This window comes from Parasegetibacter sp. NRK P23, assembly GCF_023721715.1.
Classification (GTDB): domain Bacteria; phylum Bacteroidota; class Bacteroidia; order Chitinophagales; family Chitinophagaceae; genus Parasegetibacter.
The window spans coordinates 3,952,632-3,970,720 of the sequence record NZ_JAMDLG010000001.1 but is presented as its reverse complement, the minus strand read 5'-3'; the positions used below and the strand labels follow the sequence as shown (position 1 = coordinate 3,970,720).

15 protein-coding genes are annotated in these 18,089 nt (G+C 50.4%); 3 read left to right on the top strand and 12 right to left on the bottom strand.

The features are described from left to right. Positions 1 to 58: 58 nt before the first annotated feature. From M4J38_RS16180 to M4J38_RS16135, 10 genes are all read right to left on the bottom strand, one after another. A complete protein-coding gene (locus M4J38_RS16180) occupies positions 59 to 625 on the bottom strand; it encodes a heme-copper oxidase subunit III (protein ID WP_251760817.1) in 567 nt (188 codons plus the stop codon). 31 nt (positions 626 to 656) lie between these two features. Beyond that, positions 657 to 1,580, bottom strand: a complete 924-nt coding sequence (gene cyoE / locus M4J38_RS16175; protein WP_251760816.1) for a heme o synthase — start codon at positions 1,578 to 1,580, stop codon at positions 657 to 659. Positions 1,581 to 1,656: 76 nt separating this feature from the next. Next, positions 1,657 to 3,474 carry a cbb3-type cytochrome c oxidase subunit I gene (locus M4J38_RS16170; RefSeq protein ID WP_251760815.1) on the bottom strand — a complete coding sequence of 606 codons (1,818 nt, stop codon included), beginning with the start codon at positions 3,472 to 3,474 and terminating at the stop codon, positions 1,657 to 1,659. A 50-nt stretch (positions 3,475 to 3,524) separates the two neighbouring features. After that, positions 3,525 to 4,580 carry a cytochrome c oxidase subunit II gene (locus M4J38_RS16165; protein WP_251760814.1) on the bottom strand — a complete coding sequence of 352 codons (1,056 nt, stop codon included), beginning with the start codon at positions 4,578 to 4,580 and terminating at the stop codon, positions 3,525 to 3,527. A 72-nt stretch (positions 4,581 to 4,652) separates the two neighbouring features. Beyond that, positions 4,653 to 5,882: a quinol:cytochrome C oxidoreductase gene (locus M4J38_RS16160; protein WP_251760813.1), complete on the bottom strand. Its 1,230-nt coding sequence runs from the start codon at positions 5,880 to 5,882 to the stop codon at positions 4,653 to 4,655. Between the two features lie 42 nt (positions 5,883 to 5,924). Continuing rightward, on the bottom strand, positions 5,925 to 6,578 hold the full coding sequence (locus M4J38_RS16155; RefSeq protein WP_251760812.1) for a cytochrome c: 654 nt from the start codon (positions 6,576 to 6,578) through the stop codon (positions 5,925 to 5,927). Between the two features lie 59 nt (positions 6,579 to 6,637). Then, positions 6,638 to 7,234 (bottom strand): DUF3341 domain-containing protein, encoded by a 597-nt coding sequence (locus M4J38_RS16150; protein WP_251760811.1) that lies wholly within the window; start codon positions 7,232 to 7,234, stop codon positions 6,638 to 6,640. Between the two features lie 42 nt (positions 7,235 to 7,276). Beyond that, a complete protein-coding gene (gene nrfD / locus M4J38_RS16145) occupies positions 7,277 to 8,725 on the bottom strand; it encodes an NrfD/PsrC family molybdoenzyme membrane anchor subunit (protein ID WP_251760810.1) in 1,449 nt (482 codons plus the stop codon). Positions 8,726 to 8,784: 59 nt separating this feature from the next. Further along, on the bottom strand, positions 8,785 to 11,955 hold the full coding sequence (locus tag M4J38_RS16140) for a TAT-variant-translocated molybdopterin oxidoreductase (RefSeq protein WP_251760809.1): 3,171 nt from the start codon (positions 11,953 to 11,955) through the stop codon (positions 8,785 to 8,787). A gap of 95 nt (positions 11,956 to 12,050) precedes the next feature. Continuing rightward, the gene (locus M4J38_RS16135) at positions 12,051 to 13,292 is read right to left on the bottom strand and encodes a c-type cytochrome (RefSeq protein ID WP_251760808.1); all 1,242 of its coding nucleotides are present in this window, start codon (positions 13,290 to 13,292) and stop codon (positions 12,051 to 12,053) included. A 288-nt stretch (positions 13,293 to 13,580) separates the two neighbouring features. Here M4J38_RS16135 and M4J38_RS16130 point away from each other — a divergent pair, with 288 nt between their 5' ends. Continuing rightward, on the top strand, positions 13,581 to 14,156 hold the full coding sequence (locus tag M4J38_RS16130; RefSeq protein ID WP_251760807.1) for a phosphoribosylglycinamide formyltransferase: 576 nt from the start codon (positions 13,581 to 13,583) through the stop codon (positions 14,154 to 14,156). 127 nt (positions 14,157 to 14,283) lie between these two features. After that, positions 14,284 to 14,823, top strand: coding sequence for a hypothetical protein (locus M4J38_RS16125; RefSeq protein WP_251760806.1), 540 nt, complete (start codon positions 14,284 to 14,286; stop codon positions 14,821 to 14,823). 52 nt (positions 14,824 to 14,875) lie between these two features. Here M4J38_RS16125 and M4J38_RS16120 read toward each other — a convergent pair whose 3' ends face one another. Then, positions 14,876 to 15,346 carry a GNAT family N-acetyltransferase gene (locus M4J38_RS16120; protein WP_251760805.1) on the bottom strand — a complete coding sequence of 157 codons (471 nt, stop codon included), beginning with the start codon at positions 15,344 to 15,346 and terminating at the stop codon, positions 14,876 to 14,878. 242 nt (positions 15,347 to 15,588) lie between these two features. On the opposite strand from M4J38_RS16120, the gene M4J38_RS16115 reads away from it, so the two are divergent. After that, positions 15,589 to 16,059 carry an Lrp/AsnC family transcriptional regulator gene (locus tag M4J38_RS16115; protein WP_251760804.1) on the top strand — a complete coding sequence of 157 codons (471 nt, stop codon included), beginning with the start codon at positions 15,589 to 15,591 and terminating at the stop codon, positions 16,057 to 16,059. Positions 16,060 to 16,061: 2 nt separating this feature from the next. On the opposite strand, the gene M4J38_RS16110 is transcribed toward M4J38_RS16115, so the two are convergent. Then, complete coding sequence (locus tag M4J38_RS16110; RefSeq protein WP_251760803.1) at positions 16,062 to 18,050, bottom strand: thiamine pyrophosphate-dependent enzyme; 1,989 nt, start codon at positions 18,048 to 18,050, stop codon at positions 16,062 to 16,064. Positions 18,051 to 18,089: the final 39 nt, after the last annotated feature.

Below are 18,089 nucleotides of genomic sequence, written 5' to 3'. Positions count from 1 at the left end.
GATTCGCAAATTTAATTTACAATCCTGTTAACTGTTTAATTTTCCGCCAATTTTATTGCTACTGGATCCACAGAAAAAACACGAAAAGATAAATCCAGAGTATATCTACAAAGTGCCAGTACGTGCTCGCCACTTCTATCCCTACTGAACTGTATGTTCTTTTTTGTCTTCTGAACGCTTTAAAGAACATCACGATCAGCGCTACCACACCACCCAATACGTGTACCATGTGCAGCCCGGTGATCACGAACAGGAAAGAGCCGGAAACGTTTCCATCTAAACGGATACCCGTCTGGTACAATTGCCCGAAACCGAACCACTGCATCACCATAAATACCACGCCTAAGAGGGCGGTGATGGTGATGAGCCTTCTGTACTTCACCATTTCACGGTCCTTGAAGGCGCGCAGCGCCATCTGGATCGTGAGACTACTTACCAGGATCACCGCGGTGGAATAATAAAATTCCATCGGGATGCGGAACTCCTGCCAGTTGCCCTGGTTCCTTTTTACAATATACGCACTCGTTAAACCGGCGAACATCATGATGATGCTGCCCAGCGCGATCCACATGGTAAACTTGTGGGGGTGTATCTTTTTTCTTTGTTCACTCATGGTCAGGTTCATTCTTCACTTATTAAGAAATTAAAAATCTATTCTATTTTCCATAAAGTCCAAGTAAAATGGACAGCGATCCTCCATGTTCCCCCTTATCCCACAACAAAAACAACAACACGATAGGCAGGTAGAGGTAGCTCGTAAACATCACTCTTCTGGCCGAAGGCACATCCATTCTTCTGAAAAGCCGCACACATTGCAATACCATGTACAGGTTGGCGAAGAAAATCAGGATCAGACTTGCTTTTCCAGTCATCCCCAACACGTAAGGTAAAATACAAATCGGGATCAGCAGGGCCGAGTACATAATGGTTTGCACTGCCGTAAATTTAGTAGGACCTTCAGCAGTGGGGAGCATGAATTTGAACCCTGCGCGGGAATAATCTCCATGCGCCACCCAGGCGATGGCCCAGAAATGCGGCAGCTGCCAGAAAAACTGTATGGCAAAGAGCACCCATCCACCCGGCGTGTGCGCATCAGCGCCTGCCACCCAGCCAATCAGGCAGGGAAGCGCCCCGGGAACCGCTCCCACCAATACCGCAACTGAATTTACTTTCTTCAGCGGCGTATAGATGTAAGCGTATAAAAACAAACTGAATACCGACCATAAGGCGGCCATCCAGTTAAAATAATACCACATAATCAGGGTTCCGGCTATTCCGGCCACCCAAACAAAGAGCCAACCTTCCGTTACACTCATTCTCCCCGAAGCGATGGGCCTTACGGCGGTACGTTTCATCATCGCGTCCGTATCCTTCTCCACAATCTGGTTGATGGCGTTGGCCGCGCCCGTTACCAGCATTCCGCCCAAAAACAGCAGCGACACCATTTTCAGGTTAAAGAACACACCGGGCACCAGCAGGTAACTGATCACACAGGAGAAGACCACCGTGAAACTCAGTGTGAATTTCATGAGCAACATGTAATCGCGCACTTTAGAGTGCCTGGTTGCTTTTTCGCTCAAAGTCTTCCTCCTTCCGGTTTAAATCTGAATCTGAAAAAAATGCCCTGACACTGGTTCAGGGCATTGCCAAATATCTTTAGTGCTTGCTTTCCTGAGGATGAACCGGTTCGGTTTGCGGAATGAAATCCTTCCCATCCTTACCGTAATCGTACGCCCAGCGGTGTACTTCGGGAATTTCACCAGGCCAGTTGCCGTGACCGGGATTGATGGGAGTGGTCCATTCCAGCGTAGTTGATTTCCACGGGTTGGTATCCGTCACTTTTCTTCCCTTGAACATGGAATAGAAGTAGTTGAATACGAACAACAGTTGAACCGCGAATACCAGGATCGCTACAATACTGATGAATTTGTTCAGTTCCACGAATTGTTTGAACGATTCCCATCCGCTGTAATCGAGGTAACGGCGGGGCATACCGGCCAATCCTTCATAGTGCATGGGCCAGAAGATCAGGTAAGCACCGATCAGCGTGATCCAGAAGTGAATGTAGGCCAGTGTGTTATTCAGATAACGTCCGAACATTTTGGGGAACCAGTGGTATACCCCGGCGAACATGCCGAAGAATGCTGATACACCCATTACAATGTGGAAGTGCGCAATTACAAAGTAAGTATCGTGCAGGTGAATATCCAGGGTAGAGTTACCAAGGAAGATACCTGTAAGACCGCCCGAGATGAACAGGCTCACGAAACCGATCGCGAAGAGCATACCGGGCGTAAACCTGATATTACCCCTCCAGATGGTGGTGAGCCAGTTGAACACCTTGATGGCGGAAGGTACCGCGATGAGCAGCGTCAGCAGTACGAAGAACGCGCCGAGGAAGGGGTTCAATCCCGTCACGAACATGTGGTGCGCCCAAACCAGGAACGCCAGTACGGTGATCGCGAACAGGGAGGCAACCATGGCCATATATCCGAAGATGGGCTTGCGGGCATTGGTAGAAAGAATCTCCGAGGCCATACCCATCGCGGGGAGCAGGATGATGTACACTTCAGGGTGACCCAGGAACCAGAACAAGTGCTGGTAAAGGATAGCGCTACCACCTTCGTTGGGAAGAGCGCCCACACCTGAAATGAAGATATCGCTGAGGTAGAAGCTGGTACCACCGTGGCGGTCGAACAGCAGCAGGATGAATCCGCTCAGCAATACAGGGAAAGAAAGTACACCCAGTACAGCAGTGAAGAAGAACGCCCAGATGGTGAGCGGCATCCTCGTCATGCTCATACCTTTGGTACGCATGTTCAACACGGTTGAAATATAGTTCAGGCCGCCCAGCAGGGAAGATACCACGAAGAGCGCCATGGAAACGAGCCAGAGGTCCATACCCACTTTAGAGCCTTCGGAAGCGGCACCGAGGGCACTCAACGGAGGATAAGATGTCCATCCGCCACTCGCAGGGCCTGTTTGTACGAAGATAGAAGAGAACATCACCACGCTGGCCAGGAAGAAGAACCAGTAGCTCAGCATGTTCATGAAAGGCGAAGCCATATCGCGTGCACCGATCTGCAGGGGGATCAGGAAGTTGGAGAACGTTCCGCTGAGGCCCGCCGTCAGTACGAAGAACACGAGTACGGTACCGTGCATGGTAACGAGGGCATAATAAAATTCAGCGTTCAGTTTACCACCCTTGGCCCATTTACCGAGCAGGTCTTCCAGGAAAGGGAAGGTTTGATCGGGGTAACCGAGTTGCAAACGGAAGATCACGGAGAAGAGCCCCCCGATGATGGCCCACATGATTCCTGTAAACAGGAACTGCTTGGCGATCATCTTGTGATCCATACTGAAGATGTACTTCGAAATGAAGGTCTCATGATGGTGATGATCACCATGGCTGTCGTGATGCACATCGTGCGCATGTTCCGTTCCGTGTGCGTGTATTGTGGCTTCGTTGCTCATGAGAATGTTTTTTTCAATAACCTTAATAAACTTCGCGTCTCTTGTTCAAATTATTTCTGGGCAATGCTTTTTGTGGCGGTGGAATCACCGGCTGGTGTTCCCGCTGGCTTCTGGTTAGCGGGATCCTTATCGGGATGCGCCACCAGGTACTGCGGTTTCTGCTTCATCATCCACAGGTCGAACTCTTCCTGGGTAACCACCTCAATCACCCCTCTCATGGAGTAGTGCCCCTTGCCGCACATCTGGTCGCAGGAAATTTCGTAGGTGAAGTTGGGGTTGTTGGTCATTTCCTTCATTTCCGCGGTGGTGTACTTCGGTGTGAACCACATTGTTGTAGGGGTTCCCGGTACCGCGTCCATCTTCATACGGAAGTGCGCCAAACCCACATCATGTACCACATCACGGGAGTTGATCACCAGTTTAACAGGACGGTTCTTCACGATGTACATTACGGTAGGCGTAACATCGTCCTGCGCGGCGGGATCTTCCCAGATCAGGCCCAGTTCATTTGATTTGGAGTCGTCAATGTTCTTGTAATATTTTTTACCGAACTGCTGGTCTTTACCAGCGTAACGGTACAGCCAGTTGAACTGCTTTCCGGTAATTTCCACCACCAGGGCGTTTTCAGGCGCGTCGGAAGTGATGCGGAACCAGTATTTCAGACCGAAACCTACCATCACGGTGAGCACCAGGGCGGGAACAACGGTCCACAAAAGTTCGAGTTTGTTGTTGTGGGGGTAGTAGAACGCTTTGCGACCGGGTTTTTCCTGGTATTTGAAAGCGAACACGAACAGTACAATCTGCGTGATAAAGAATACGGCGCCGGTTACCGCTAGGGTGATCCACATCATCCTGTCGATCAGTTCACCTTCCACGGAGGCGGAGTCATGGGGCAAAAGGGTCTTGTTGTACAGCAGGTCGTTGCACCACCATACGCCCACCAGTCCGAGCAGCAGGAAGCCCACCATCAGGAAACCGTTGATACGGTTGCTCTGCTGGCGCGTTCTTTCTTCGCCCTTCAGTACAGACACGTATTCACTGGCTTTGGCAATCTGGAAGATTACTACAAAAACCAATACTACTACTGTAACAATTAATAAATACATGATATTGATCTATTAAACAAAGTTTCTAAATAAAATGGCTTCTTCCTCTTTTCGTTTACTGAACTTTCCGGATTAAGTATGGTGAATAATACTTTCTTTCAGGAAAGGGTGGTTCTTCGCGAGCAGGGAATGCTTCGTCAGTTGCCTTCCCACCAGCAGAATAATCAGTCCAACGTACAATACCGCGATACCGAAATCGAACCAGTTCAGGTGGAAATGTTCTTTCTGAACACTGGGCTGCACCATCAGGTAAACATCGATCCAGTGGCCGAATATGATCAGTACCGCCATAAAAGTTACAACGGAATAATTCCTTTTTGAATTGCGCGACATCAGAATAAGGATAGGCGCCACGAAGTTCACGATCAGGTTGAAGAAGAACAATCCCCTGTACGGACCTTCCAGCCTTGCCTTGAAGTAGATGGTCTCTTCGGGGAAGTTGGCGTACCAGATCAGCATGAACTGGGAGAACCAAAGGTAGGTCCAGAAGATAGAGAACGCGAACATGAACTTACCGATATCGTGCAGGTGCTCGTTGTTTACGTATTCAAGGTAGCCGTTGTTTTTCAGGAACACCACGAACAGGGCGATCAGCGCCATGCCGGAAACGAAAGTGCTAGCGAAAGTGTACCAGCTGAACATGGTGGAGAACCAGTGCGCGTCAATACTCATGATCCAGAGCCAGGGAATGGTGGAGGCAACGGTCAAACCGAAGAACACCAGGAACAGACCGGCCCAAACCGTGTTCTTCCAGATGAATTTCTGACCTTGTTCTTTGCTCATCACCCCGTTTTTATCGGAATCATAAGACATCTTACGCATTTTCCAGCCCAGGAAGCTCCACAGCACCAGTGTGATCACTGTCCAGGTGGTGAAGAAACCCGCGTTCAGGAAGCCCGATTTCCCTTTCAGGATGGGGTCGTGCTCCACGTGCTCCTTATCGAGCCAGTGGTAAATATGGTGTTGGTGACCGAGTACAATACCCATCAGCACAATGAAGGCGAGGATAGCGAAAACGGGAACCAGCGCTGATATGGCTTCGGGAACTCTTCTGAAAGCCACCTGCCATCCACCCATTGCGAGGGTGGTGGCGCAAATAAAGAACATGGCGGCGTTCACTACCAGCAGGAAGAATACGCTGTTTTGCAACAGAACGGCCCAGAAGCGCGCTACATCATGCTCATCTTTACTCATACCGAGGGTGAAGACTCCCAGGATTAGCGCGAGTGCGCCTACCGCTGTTAATCCCAGTCCCCAGTTGCGCATTCTGCCGGTGATTTGAAATTGTTCTCTGATAGCCATTATCAACTGTTATTTAATGATTTTTCGAAATGCTGTTTTGGTTTACTTCGTTGCTGTTGAATCTGCTTTAGGGGCCGCTGCGGTGGAATCCGAAGCCGCGGCTGCTGTTGCGCCGCCAAGTCCCTGTTTGTTCCTGATATAGCTAACGATCATCCATCTTTGCTTGCGTGTCAATTGAGAAGCGTAGCTGCCCATCAGGTTCCGGCCGTAAGTCATCACGTGGAACATGGTACCGTCGGCGAGCTTTTTAGAATAGTCGTCCAGCAAGTTCCGTGGCGCCGCGGGGTAAGGACCGGCCCCATCTTTATACAACGGACCGTTTCCGTCCAGTGCCTGACCATGGCAGATGCCGCAGTTGATGAGGTAGAGCCTTTCGGTTTCCTGCATCTCCTGTTCGGTGAGCGCGGGCAGCGGGTTCCTGATTCCTGCGCTGAGCGCGTAACCTGCGGAATCATTTTTCAGGCTGTAAGGAAGCATTTCGCCGCGGCTGATGGTTCCTTCAACGGGTAAGTTGCTGAAATTGATGCCTTGTTTTTTCAATTCGGCGCGTTGCTCCTCGGTTACCGAATAAGCCTCGTATGCACGGCTGTAAGCCATATCGGGCATATATATTTTCCCGGGCTTGCGCTTAACATCGCTGCAGGCGGCCAGTACTACGGCGCCGGTAACAACTGCTATGATTGATAATTTCTTCATCCGATGGTATTTTTTTAGCTGGCCGGTTGCCCGGATCAGCCTGCTGCTCGTTTAAATGATTAATGTCCTTCCTGGCGTACACCTTTTGCTTCAGACAATTTTGTTTCCTTGTCGTAGCGGCCCAGCCACCAACCGGTTTCAGCCATCTGCGTGTGCACTTCCTGCGCGCCGTTGGCTTCGAGGAACGCCATTACTTCGGCCTCATTGGTTTTAGAAGTACATTCAATGGCCATTACATGCAGGTCGTCGGTAGCGCGGGCATGGAAATGGTGCTTCTTCACGAAAGGCGCCAGCTGGCACAGGTAGCAGAAGGTAAGTACCATTCCTACCGCAGAGAAAAGCACGGTCAATTCGAACGTAATGGGAATGAACGCGGGCAACGGGAAATGGGGTTTGCCACCAATGTTCATCGGCCAGTCTTTGTTAAACACCCAACTCATAAAGCTAAGCGCCGTGGTGGTACCGGTGATGCCGTAAATGAAACCTGCCGTGTGAAGGCTCGTCTCGCGAAGGCCCAGTGCATGATCCAGACCATGCACAGGATACGGCGTGTACACATCGTGGATCTTATAACCCGCTGTGCGTACCTTTTTTACCGCAGGAAACAGTGTAGCCTCTTCACTGAAACAACCTACTACGAATTTTTTAACAGCCATTATTCTTCAATTAATAATAATTCAATTTGTTACCGTCTCTTCCTAGTGGTGATGCGCATGGTCATGTGCGAAATCATTCACGCTTGTACTTTCAATCACTTCCATCTTCTCTTTCTGCGCCTCACCTGTGGTAGCCAGTACGTGTTTGATCTCCGCGATGGCGATAACAGGGAAGTATTTGGCGAACAGGAAGAAGCAGGTAAAGAACAAGCCGAAGGTTCCGAGATAGAAGCCGATCTCCCAAATGGATGGACTGTAGTAAGCCGACCAGGAAGAAGGCAGGTAATCGCGGTACAAAGATGTTACGATGATCACGAAACGTTCGAACCACATCCCGATGTTCACGATAATACTCATGAAGAACGTGAAGGTGATGTTCCTTCTGAGCTTGCGGAACCAGAACAGCTGCGGAGATACCACGTTACAGGTCATCATCAGCCAGTAGCTCCATCCGTAGGGACTCAGCGGATCGGCACGGTTCTCGAAGAACACATATCTTTCGTATTCCACACCGGAGTACCAGGCAATGAACAATTCGGTGAGGTAAGCACAACCCACAATACAACCGGTGAGTACGATTACCTTGTTCATCGCTTCGATGTGGCCCAGCGTGATATAATCTTCCAGATAAAGAATCTTTCTAACGATGATCATCAGGGTTTGCACCATGGCGAAACCGGAGAAGATCGCACCCGCAACGAAGTATGGCGGGAAGATGGTGGTGTGCCATCCGGGAATTACGGAGGTGGCGAAGTCGAACGATACAATGGTGTGTACGGAAAGTACGAGTGGTGTACTCAAACCGGCCAGTACCAGCGAAAGCGCTTCATGGCGTTGCCAGTGTTTGGTGGAGCCTGTCCATCCGAAGGCGGCCACACCGTATAACATTTTACGGAGCTTAGTTTTTGCACGGTCACGAACGGTAGCGAAGTCGGGCAGAAGGCCGGAGTACCAGAACAACAGGGATACCGTGAAGTAAGTAGAGATCGCGAATACGTCCCAAAGCAGCGGGGAGTTGAAGTTCACCCACAGCGGACCGCGGCTGTTGGGGTAAGGCAGTACGAAGAAGGCCATCCATACACGACCCATGTGGAAGATCGGGAACTGACCGGCGCACATTACGGCGAAGATGGTCATCGCTTCCGCCGCGCGGTTCACCCCGGTTCTCCAGCCCTGGCGGAACAGGAGGAGGATCGCGGAGATCAGTGTACCGGCGTGACCGATACCTACCCACCATACGAAGTTGGTGATGTCCCAACCCCAGCCGATGGTCTTGTTCAGGTTCCATTCCCCGATACCGTAAGCCACCTCACGGTAAACGGAATACACACCGAACAACAACAGGGCCACGGAAATGTAGAAACCTACATACCACAGTCGGGCCGGCTTGGCTTCAATAGGGCGAACGATGTCTTCGGTTACCTTGTGGTAATCTTTGGTGCCGTTCACCAATGGCTCTCTTAACTGTGATTCGTACTTTAATGATGCCATATTTTGTCTGCTTTTCGCTTCTGTACTGAGTTATGATCTGTCTTTAAGGATCCGTTTTCTTAGTGGTGCGCCTCCGCTTCTTTCTTTGTGCCATGTTCCGCTCCGTGTTCAGCGGGAGCAGCGTGGTGCGCATCTGCCATTTCCACTTCATCTGTATTGCGCACTTTGGCCAGGTAGCTCACGTTCGGCAGGGTGTGCACTGATTCCAGGACATGGAACAACCTGTTCGGATGTTCATCCCTCATCTTGCGTACGCGGCTGTTCTTGTCGTTCACATCACCGAATACGATACAATCGCTGGCGCAGGCGGTAGCACAAGCCACTTTCGCTTCGCCGTCCTGTACGGGGCGACCGGCTTTTTTGGCTTCCAGTTTCGCTTCCTGCAGGCGTTGTACGCAGAAAGAACATTTTTCGATCACACCACGGCTTCTCACGGTAACATCCGGGTTCAGCACCATACGGGTGAGGTCGTCGTTCATTTCCAGGATCACATCTGAAGCTTCGTCCTGGTTGCCTTTGAAGCTATCCGCTCCGGTATAATCGGCCCAGTTGAAGCGACGTACTTTATACGGACAGTTGTTCGCGCAATATCTTGTACCGATACAACGGTTGTAAGTCATTTGGTTCAACCCTTCAGAACTGTGGTTGGTGGCGGCTACGGGACAAACGTTCTCGCAGGGCGCACTGTCACAGTGCTGGCACATCATCGGCTGGAACACCACATCCTTGATTTTGTCGGGATGTGCCGCGTCGCTCACAAAGTAGCGGTCGATACGGAGCCAGTGCATTTCGTGACCGCGCAGTACTTCCGCTTTACCAACAACGGGTATGTTGTTTTCAGCGTTACAAGCCACCACGCAGGCGTTACAACCGTTACAGGAGTTGAGGTCGATGCTCATTCCCCAGTGAATACCGGGACGCTCGTTCAGTTCCTTGTCGTACATGGAAGCCTCGTCGCGGTAGCTGCCTGTTTTGGGCGCATAAGTCTCAACCAGATGCTTGCGGTCGGCGGAGAAGACTTCTCTGTTGTGAACGAAAGTTGCCAGGGAGGCTTCTTTCACCACTTCTTTACGGTCTTCGTAAGTATTGTGTACCTGTGTAATGGCCACAGGGTAAGTTGCATTTGTTTTTTCCACGGTCACGCCAGCCAGTTCATACTGAACGGTGGTACCGTTGAAAGCTGCGAGGGGATAAGCGTTCCTTCCCACACCAATCACGGATTTACCAACTTTGGAATCACGTCCGTAACCTACGGCGATGGCGATGGTATTGCTGTCCATACCCGGGATAATCACCACAGGCAGTTCAATCGGATCTTTGCCGGAAACGGTCACTTTTACCACCGGCTTGGGGCGGTTCACTTCATAGTCATCACTCTGACCGCTGTGGGTAAGGTCGATGCCAACGATGCTTTTTGCCATGCTCCAGCTCATCAGTACATAGTTGTCCCATGTAGCTTTGGAGATGGGGTCAGGCATTTCCTGCAACCAGGGGTTGCTGGCCTGCTTACCTTCACCGATACCTGTTTTCTGGTAAAGCACCAGTTCAGCGCCGGTTCCTTTTTTATAGGAAGCGATAGCGGCAACCGCACCGGCTTCGTTGCCTGCGAATGCTGCACCTGAAACAGTGGCAACCGCGGGTTCGATCACACCATCCTGCAGGGCTTTGTCCCATGCTTCCTGTGAACCGAGTTTACCCATCCAGTACCCTTTCAGTGTAGTAAGGTAATCGTTGGTGCTGCCGCTCCATTTCAGGAGAGAATCCTGCCACTGCCTTGTTTTGAACAGGGGAGCGATGGTCGGTTGCATCAGCGAGTAGTAACCTGCTTTGGGTTCCGCGTCACCCCAGCTTTCGAGGTAGTGGTGATCGGAGATAACATATTTACAGAGTTGGGTGGTCTCATCCATTTTGGGACTGAGTGAAACCGTAGCTCTTACTTTTTTGATTCCGGCAACGAACTTCGGTGCATCGAAATATTCGTAGGCGGGGTTGGCGCCGTAAACAATGAGGCCGCCAATAGCGCCTGCATTCATATCGGCCACCAGTTTCACCATATCTGCGTCTATGCCCTGGCGATAGTTCACCGGAGCGGCCCAGTTGATGGTGGTTCCGTTTGCGCCAAGCGCTTCGTTGATGGCGTTTACAACGGTTTGAACATTCACATCATTGCTTCCGCTCACCACCAGGGCTGTGCCTTTGGCGGCGTTCAGTGCGGCAGCGGCTTTCTCGATCCCTTTCTTCAGTTCAGCATCAGCGATTCCGGTTGCACCCTGACCTCTTACCGCACTCAGCAAAGCGGCGGCCACGGCACCAACTTCAGAAGCACGGTGTGTAAAGCGCTCGTCGGCGTTTGCGCCGGTCATGCTCAGGAAACTTTCAAACTGGAAGTGCTTGCTCATTTCGAGTTTCGTCTCATCCAGTTTCCTTCCTGTGGAATATTGTTTGGCGAATTCTACGGGGCTGAGCCATGAACCGAGGAAATCGGCGCCAAGGCTCACCACTACTTTTGCTTTATCGAAATGGTAAGAAGGAATGGCTCTTTTACCGTAGGAAGCTTCGTTGGCCAGCAGCATACCGGCATAAGATACCGCGTCGAATGTTACATGGCGGCTTCCGGGGTATTTCGCGAGGAAACCTGCGATCACTTCTTTAGAAGAGGGCGAAGTAATGGTGCTGGTGAGCAATACGATGGGTGCGCCACCAAGGGAAGCGAACGCGTCGCCCACCATTTTATCGAACGCTTCGAGCGTGGAAACTTCCTTTCCGTCGGCCAGCGGGAAACGCAGGCGGGCGGTATCATACAGGTCCAGTACTGAAGCCTGTACGCGGGCGGAAGTAGCGCCGGAAGTGATGGTAGAAAGGCTGTTGCCCTCAATTTTGATGGGGCGGCCGTCTCTCACACGGGCGATCACGGGCACCACATCACCATCCTGTACATAGGTGGTAGCGTAGTAGTTCGCGATACCTGCCACCAGGTTATCGGGCTTATTAACGTAGGGAATCGCTTTTTTTACGGGGATTTCACAGCTCGCGGCGGCAGCGGCAGCGGCGGTGCTGAATCCGAGGTATTTCAAAAAGTCACGGCGGGGAGCCTTCGCGTCAAGCAGGCCCTTACCATCCAGATCCTCCAAGGGCAGCAGATCTTCCTGGAATTCATTTTGAGCCTGTTTTTTGTGGGCTTCACTGTTGTTCAGCTCTCCAAAACTTTGCCAGTACTTTTTTTGCTCCATATTCATTTAGTTGACTTGTACAAAGAGCGCTGCTTGCGCGGTCATCCCTCTGTTTCTACGATTATACTATGAATTACTTTGGTCTGTTGTTTCGCTTAGTAGTGACATTTCTGGCACTCTGTTCCACCGATTTCCTCCACGGTTACACCATCTCTTTTCTTCTGCTTGATCTCATCGTGGAACTTCTCGTAAATGCTGTAGAACTTGTTTTCCACGAACTGCACCTTTGTTTCGCGGTGGCAGTTGATACACCAGCCCATGCTCAGGTCGGTGAATTGCTTCACTTCGCCCATGTTCTGGATTTCACCGTGGCAGGTCTGGCACTGTACCTTACCGGCCGTAACGTGTTGCGCGTGGTTAAAGTAAACGTGGTCGGGCAGGTTGTGAATCTTCACCCATTCAATCGGTTTCGCTTTGGAAGGATCCCATTGCTTAGACACTGCGGGATCGAAACCAGCATACTTATAGAGTTTCTGAATTTCAGCCGTACCGTTCACCTCTTTTCCGTCTTCGGTAAACAGTTGTTCGCCGTTGTATTCGTTGATGGCCATGTGACAGTTCATACACACGTTGAGGGAAGGAATACCCGCGTGCTTAGATTCCTGCGCACCACCGTGGCAGTACAAACAGTTGATCTGGTTGATGCCGGCGTGCACCTTATGGGAATAGTAGATAGGCTGTTCTGGCTGATAATCTTTGCTGCGTCCCAGGTTGATCGCGCCATTCACGGTGAAGATACCACCTACGATGAACAATACGATTACCACCAATGCGATGTACGCTTTATTACGGTAGAAGGGAACTGGTTCGGAAGCGGGGATACCATCTTTATCGTCTGCCAGTTTGCGGAGGTTGCTGTTTACCTGGAGGAGAATCAGTGCAACTACTGCCAGTACTAATGTTAAGATACCGAAGAGCAGGCTGTTGTCGCCGGACTCTTTAGCTTCGCCGCCTTCGGGCTTGGCCACTACTGGTGGGGCGTAAGCCTCAACATATTTGAAGATCGCGTCAATCTCTTCATCGCTCAGGGAAGGAAAGCTGGTCATAGCTACCCTACCCCATTTAGCGAAGAGGTCGTTCGCATACTTATCGCCACTGGCTATTACTGCCTGGCTGTTCCTCACCCATGCGTGAAGTTTGGCCTTATCTCCCCAGCGTGCTTCAGCACCTTTCAGCGCGGGTCCGGTCGCATCCTTAACAGGATTGTGACAGGAAGCACAGTTGGCAGTGAACAAAGCTTTGCCATCCTGAGCTTGTACCGCAGTACCAAAGGAGAAAACTGTAGCGAGCAGAAGACTAAAAATTACTTTTTTGGCAGACGGTCTATTATGCATCATATCCACAATAATTGGTTTGGGATGTGGAAAAATATCCAAAGTCGGCTGCAAAAATATGACACGATGTTGACAAATTCGCAACCTGTTAAATTTTTTTTTTGCCAGTATTGACGCGGGTTTCAGCCGATTTCATACATGGTATTTTTTCCTTAGTCGTGATTATTCCAACTCCATTGTTGAATAGTACCATTGCACTTTAACAATCCCTAAACGGCACATAGATACTGCTTTTTTGGCATAACATTACATTCATTTTGCGCTATTGAAGTTTGATTTTAGCTTTGGCACATGAAAAAACTGGCCATCTTCGCATCGGGCGCAGGATCAAACGCGCAGAAGATCATCGACCATTTCAGGAACCATGCCTCCGTTAAAATCGCGCTGATCGTTACCAACAAACCTGGCGCGGGTGTATTGAACATCGCCGTGAAAGAAGGCATCGATACACTGAATATAGAGAAGGAACGTTTTTTCAGGGGAGACGCTTATGTTCCCGATCTTCAACAGAAAGGCATTTCGTTTATCGTACTGGCCGGCTTTCTCTGGAAAGTGCCCATCGCCCTGATCAATGCATTTCCCCAGGCCATCGTAAATATTCACCCGGCACTGCTGCCCAAATATGGTGGAAAGGGGATGTATGGCAGTTTTGTACATGAGGCCGTGGTGAACGCCAGGGAAAAAGAAAGCGGCATCACCATCCATTACGTGGATGAACATTACGACCACGGAGATAATATCTTCCAGGCGAAGTGCGCCGTTGACCCCGGAGATACCCCTGAAATGGTAGCGAAGAAAGTCCAGAAACTGGAACACCTGCATTTTCCTGTAGTGGTGGAAAAGTTACTGCTGAACGAAACGCCCTGACTGCAAACAAAATTCAGCAGGTATTACTAAAGGCAAGCGCCTTCTTTTATATACATCATTATATATCCGAAGTTGTTCAGGCTTCGCCCCATTCAACATCCATCATTCAACATTCAACATCATTCCCATGGATCAAACTAAACTCGGTATCGGCACACGGTTACAGCACACGCATTATGGTCCCGGTGTGATTGTCGGCGTTAAATTCGCGACTTACCTGATCTCTTTTATTCACCATGGTGTAAAGGAAATTGATAAAACGGACACAGATCTGGAGGAGATTCTCCCTGAAAACGTAACATTAGAAGTGGAAACCACTTCGGAGGTAGAAAAATCCCTGCTGAAAATCCTCCGCATGTGGGGCGGCATTTCAGAAACAGTGCCCCTCGGCGACCGTTGGAAAGGTGGTACGATGCTGCTGCAACCCGCAGACGCATCGCTGAAAGCTAAAGAAGTTCCCATCGAAGTTTTCTTTCACAAGATTGTGATGGCGCGCGACCGGCTTCGCGTGCTGGAACAGCAGATCAACAGCCATAAAGGGCTTGGCGATGAAGAGAAAGTGAACATGCAGCAATACATTACCCGCATTTACGGGAGTTTCACCACTTTCAACGTGCTCTTCCGGGATAAGGAAGACTGGTTCACGGGCGAGAAGAGTGGGGATTAGGTTAAAACACGGATACTTCCACGATAGAAGAAGGCATTTTGCCAGGTATGCGTTATCGGAGTACGGCTTCCATATAAACAACCCCGGGAAGCGGGTTATCGTAATAAGCGCCGGTTTCCCTGAATCCAAACTGTCTGTACATCTTTATGGCGGGTTGCAGTTTTTCGAGTGTATCCAGCCGCATTGTATGGTACCCGAGTTCCTTTGCCATCTCCAGCAGCATCGCCACAAGGGTACGACCGGTGCCGGTGGAACGGTGCTTTGGCCGCACATACAACCGCTTCATCTCGCAAACTCCTTCCTCCATGGGGTAAACGGCAATACAACCCGCGGGTTCAAAATTCCACAGCGCGAGTAATAATATGCCTTTCGGCGGACCGTATTTTTTAAGGGGATCTTTCAGTTCTGCTTCAAAACTTTGAAAACAGAGGTTCTCACCGAGTTCCTGCTCATATTCACGGAACAACATTCTTATAGAGGCCAGTTCTGGTCCCTCTTCTCTAACCTGGCGGATAATGCGCATGTGGCAAAAATAAAAAAAGGACCCTAGAAAAGGTCCCTGTCAACCAAAACCAACTGTTATGAGAAAACTTAAACTTGTATCTGTAATTTGTGCGGTTTTTAACCCGTTTGCGCTGCAAAGATACGTTCAAACAGTTGATTATCCCATATTATCAAAACGTTAAAGAAATAATTCCTGCTTTTAACAATAATACCATAATTTCGTCCTGATAACAGGAAATAAAACATCCAAAACAGCAAATTATGGCTTTGGAGAACCTCGATGCGGTTGACGTGCGCATACTGGCCCTGCTCCAGGAAGATTCCTCCCTTAGTGTGAAAGAGATCGCCACTAAAGTGGGACTCAGCACCTCTCCCACTTATGAAAGGATCAACCGCCTGCAGCGGGAAGGGTTCATATTAAGGTATGTTGCCCTGCTCGACAGGGAAAAGATCGGGAAAGACCTGGTGGTTTACTGTAATATCACCTTGAAGGAGCAGTCTAAAGCGACCCTGCGCAATTTCGAAAAAGCGGCTTCCTCCCTGAAAGAGGTCATGGAAGTGACCTGCCTTTCAGGCAACTACGACTACCTGCTGAAAGTAGTGACCACGGATATGCGGAGTTACCACGATTTTGTGATCGAGAAGTTGTCAACGATTGAGAACATTGCGAATGTGCAGAGTTCTTTTGTAATGGAAGAAATTAAGCGGGATACGGCGTATTGGCTGGAATAACACTAATACCCCAATAACCGCCCCATCGTGTCCTCCAAACGGGCTTTCGCCAGGAACTGCGCTTCCAGTTCTTTGTTAAAAGGTACCGGCGTATCCAGTGAAGCGCAGCGCATCACAGGCGCATCCAGCCATTGAAAGCAGTGTTCTCCGATCCAGGAGGCAATTTCTCCGCCTAGCCCGCCAGTGAGCGTGGCTTCGTGCAGGACCAATACCCTTCCCGTAGCCCGCACGGCACGTGCGATGGCTTCATGGTCCAAAGGCTGCAGTGTTCTCAGGTCAAGGATGTAGATGCTCGTTTCGGGATGCGCACCGGCATAAGCACGCGCCCATTCCACCCCCATACCATAGGTGATGATCGTTGCTTCTTCCCCGGTTTGTAGTACCCTGGCTTCGCCAATCCTCGTTTCATAATAACCTTCCGGCACGGGGCCATTCAGGCTGCGGTACAAAGCTTTGTGCTCAAAGAAAAGTACCGGGTTAGGATCGGAAAACGCCGCCAGCAGTAAGCCTTTTGCATCGGCAGGCGAAGAAGGATATACTACTTTTAACCCGGGCACATGGGTGAACCAGCTTTCTGTACTTTGTGAATGGAAAGGCCCCGCCCCAACGCCCGCCCCCGTAGGCATCCGGATCACAACATCTGCCGGCTGGCCCCATCGGTAATGTATTTTGGCGAGGTTGTTCACAATCTGCGTGAAGCCGCTGCTTACAAAATCAGCGAACTGCATTTCCACCATAGTTTTTCTTCCCTCCAGGCTTAGTCCTAAGGCCGCGCCCAGAACGGCGCTTTCACAGAGCGGGGTGTTTTTCACCCTTTCGGACCCGTATTTTTCCAGCAGTCCTTCCGTTATTTTAAACACGCCACCGTACTCCGCGATGTCCTGTCCCATCAGTATTAACTGTGGATGCTTTTCCATCGCTATATCCAGCGCCTCTTTGATACCGTCCATGAATCTTTTGGATGGCGCGGAAACAAAATCAGGAGGGGCGGGTTCTTCGAAAGGTGTGATGGGCAGCGCGTAAACATCTTGCAGTTGAGGTTGTGCCCCCACTTGTAAAGGAGTGGGTTCTTCTGCTTTCTTCCATTCGGTTTCAATGTGTTCATGCATTTCATCACGGGCGATACGGATGCTTTCTTCCGTTAATAACCCCGTTTCCAGCAGGTGTTTTTCGTATTGCTCCAACGGGTCCTTTCTCCCCCATTCTTCCAGTAAATAAGACGGCACATACTTGGTGCCGCTGGCTTCTTCGTGCCCGCGCATCCGGAAGGTGACGCATTCCACCAGGTAAGGCTTTTTTTCCCGCAAACAATATTCGCGGACACCTTTTATGGTATCGTAAACCGTTAACAGGTTGTTGCCATCGATCCGCACCCCTTCCATGCCATAACCCCGGGCTTTTGCCACCAGCTCACGGCAACGGAACTGTTCATGCGCAGGCGTGCTCAGGCCGTAGCCGTTGTTTTCGATCACAAAAATCACCGGCAGGTCCCACACCGCGGCCAGGTTCAGCGCTTCGTGGAAATCGCCTTCACTGGTGCCGCCTTCTCCGGTAAATACCAGCACTGCTTTTTCTTCCGCTTTCAACTGGTGCGCCAACGCAATACCATCGGCTACCGAAAGCTGGGGGCCAAGATGGGAGATCATTCCGCAGATATGGTGCTCCCGCGTACCAAAATGGAAGCTTCTTTCTCTTCCCTTGCTGTAACCGCCTGCATCCCCCTGCCATTGGCGGAAAAGTTTTTCGAGTGGTAAGGCCCTGGTCGTGAATACGCCAAGGTTACGGTGCAACGGTAGTAACCATTCATCTTCCATCATGGCAAGGGTACAGCCCACAGCAATCGCTTCCTGCCCGATCCCACTGAACCATTTGGATACTTTTCCCTGGCGCAGCAGCAACAGCATTTTTTCCTCCACCAGTCGTGGCAGCAGCAACGCACGGTAAAAACGCAGTTGCGTTTCCGGAGAGAGATCGCGTGGGTCGAAATACATAACGGCAAGATTTGGCGTGAAGATAGAAAGAAGAACAGA

Excerpts from the sequence above, each read along its gene's own strand:
- M4J38_RS16180 (WP_251760817.1), bottom strand. The coding sequence starts at position 625 with ATGAACCTGACCATGAGTGAACAAAGAAAAAAGATACACCCCCACAAG.
- M4J38_RS16170 (WP_251760815.1), bottom strand. The coding sequence starts at position 3,474 with ATGAGCAACGAAGCCACAATACACGCACACGGAACGGAACATGCGCAC.
- M4J38_RS16165 (WP_251760814.1), bottom strand. The coding sequence starts at position 4,580 with ATGTATTTATTAATTGTTACAGTAGTAGTATTGGTTTTTGTAGTAATC.
- M4J38_RS16160 (WP_251760813.1), bottom strand. The coding sequence starts at position 5,882 with ATGGCTATCAGAGAACAATTTCAAATCACCGGCAGAATGCGCAACTGG.
- M4J38_RS16155 (WP_251760812.1), bottom strand. The coding sequence starts at position 6,578 with ATGAAGAAATTATCAATCATAGCAGTTGTTACCGGCGCCGTAGTACTG.
- M4J38_RS16150 (WP_251760811.1), bottom strand. The coding sequence starts at position 7,234 with ATGGCTGTTAAAAAATTCGTAGTAGGTTGTTTCAGTGAAGAGGCTACA.
- nrfD (WP_251760810.1), bottom strand. The coding sequence starts at position 8,725 with ATGGCATCATTAAAGTACGAATCACAGTTAAGAGAGCCATTGGTGAAC.
- M4J38_RS16140 (WP_251760809.1), bottom strand. The coding sequence starts at position 11,955 with ATGGAGCAAAAAAAGTACTGGCAAAGTTTTGGAGAGCTGAACAACAGT.
- M4J38_RS16135 (WP_251760808.1), bottom strand. The coding sequence starts at position 13,292 with ATGATGCATAATAGACCGTCTGCCAAAAAAGTAATTTTTAGTCTTCTG.
- M4J38_RS16130 (WP_251760807.1), top strand. The coding sequence starts at position 13,581 with ATGAAAAAACTGGCCATCTTCGCATCGGGCGCAGGATCAAACGCGCAG.
- M4J38_RS16125 (WP_251760806.1), top strand. The coding sequence starts at position 14,284 with ATGGATCAAACTAAACTCGGTATCGGCACACGGTTACAGCACACGCAT.
- M4J38_RS16120 (WP_251760805.1), bottom strand. The coding sequence starts at position 15,346 with ATGCGCATTATCCGCCAGGTTAGAGAAGAGGGACCAGAACTGGCCTCT.
- M4J38_RS16115 (WP_251760804.1), top strand. The coding sequence starts at position 15,589 with ATGGCTTTGGAGAACCTCGATGCGGTTGACGTGCGCATACTGGCCCTG.
- M4J38_RS16110 (WP_251760803.1), bottom strand. The coding sequence starts at position 18,050 with ATGTATTTCGACCCACGCGATCTCTCTCCGGAAACGCAACTGCGTTTT.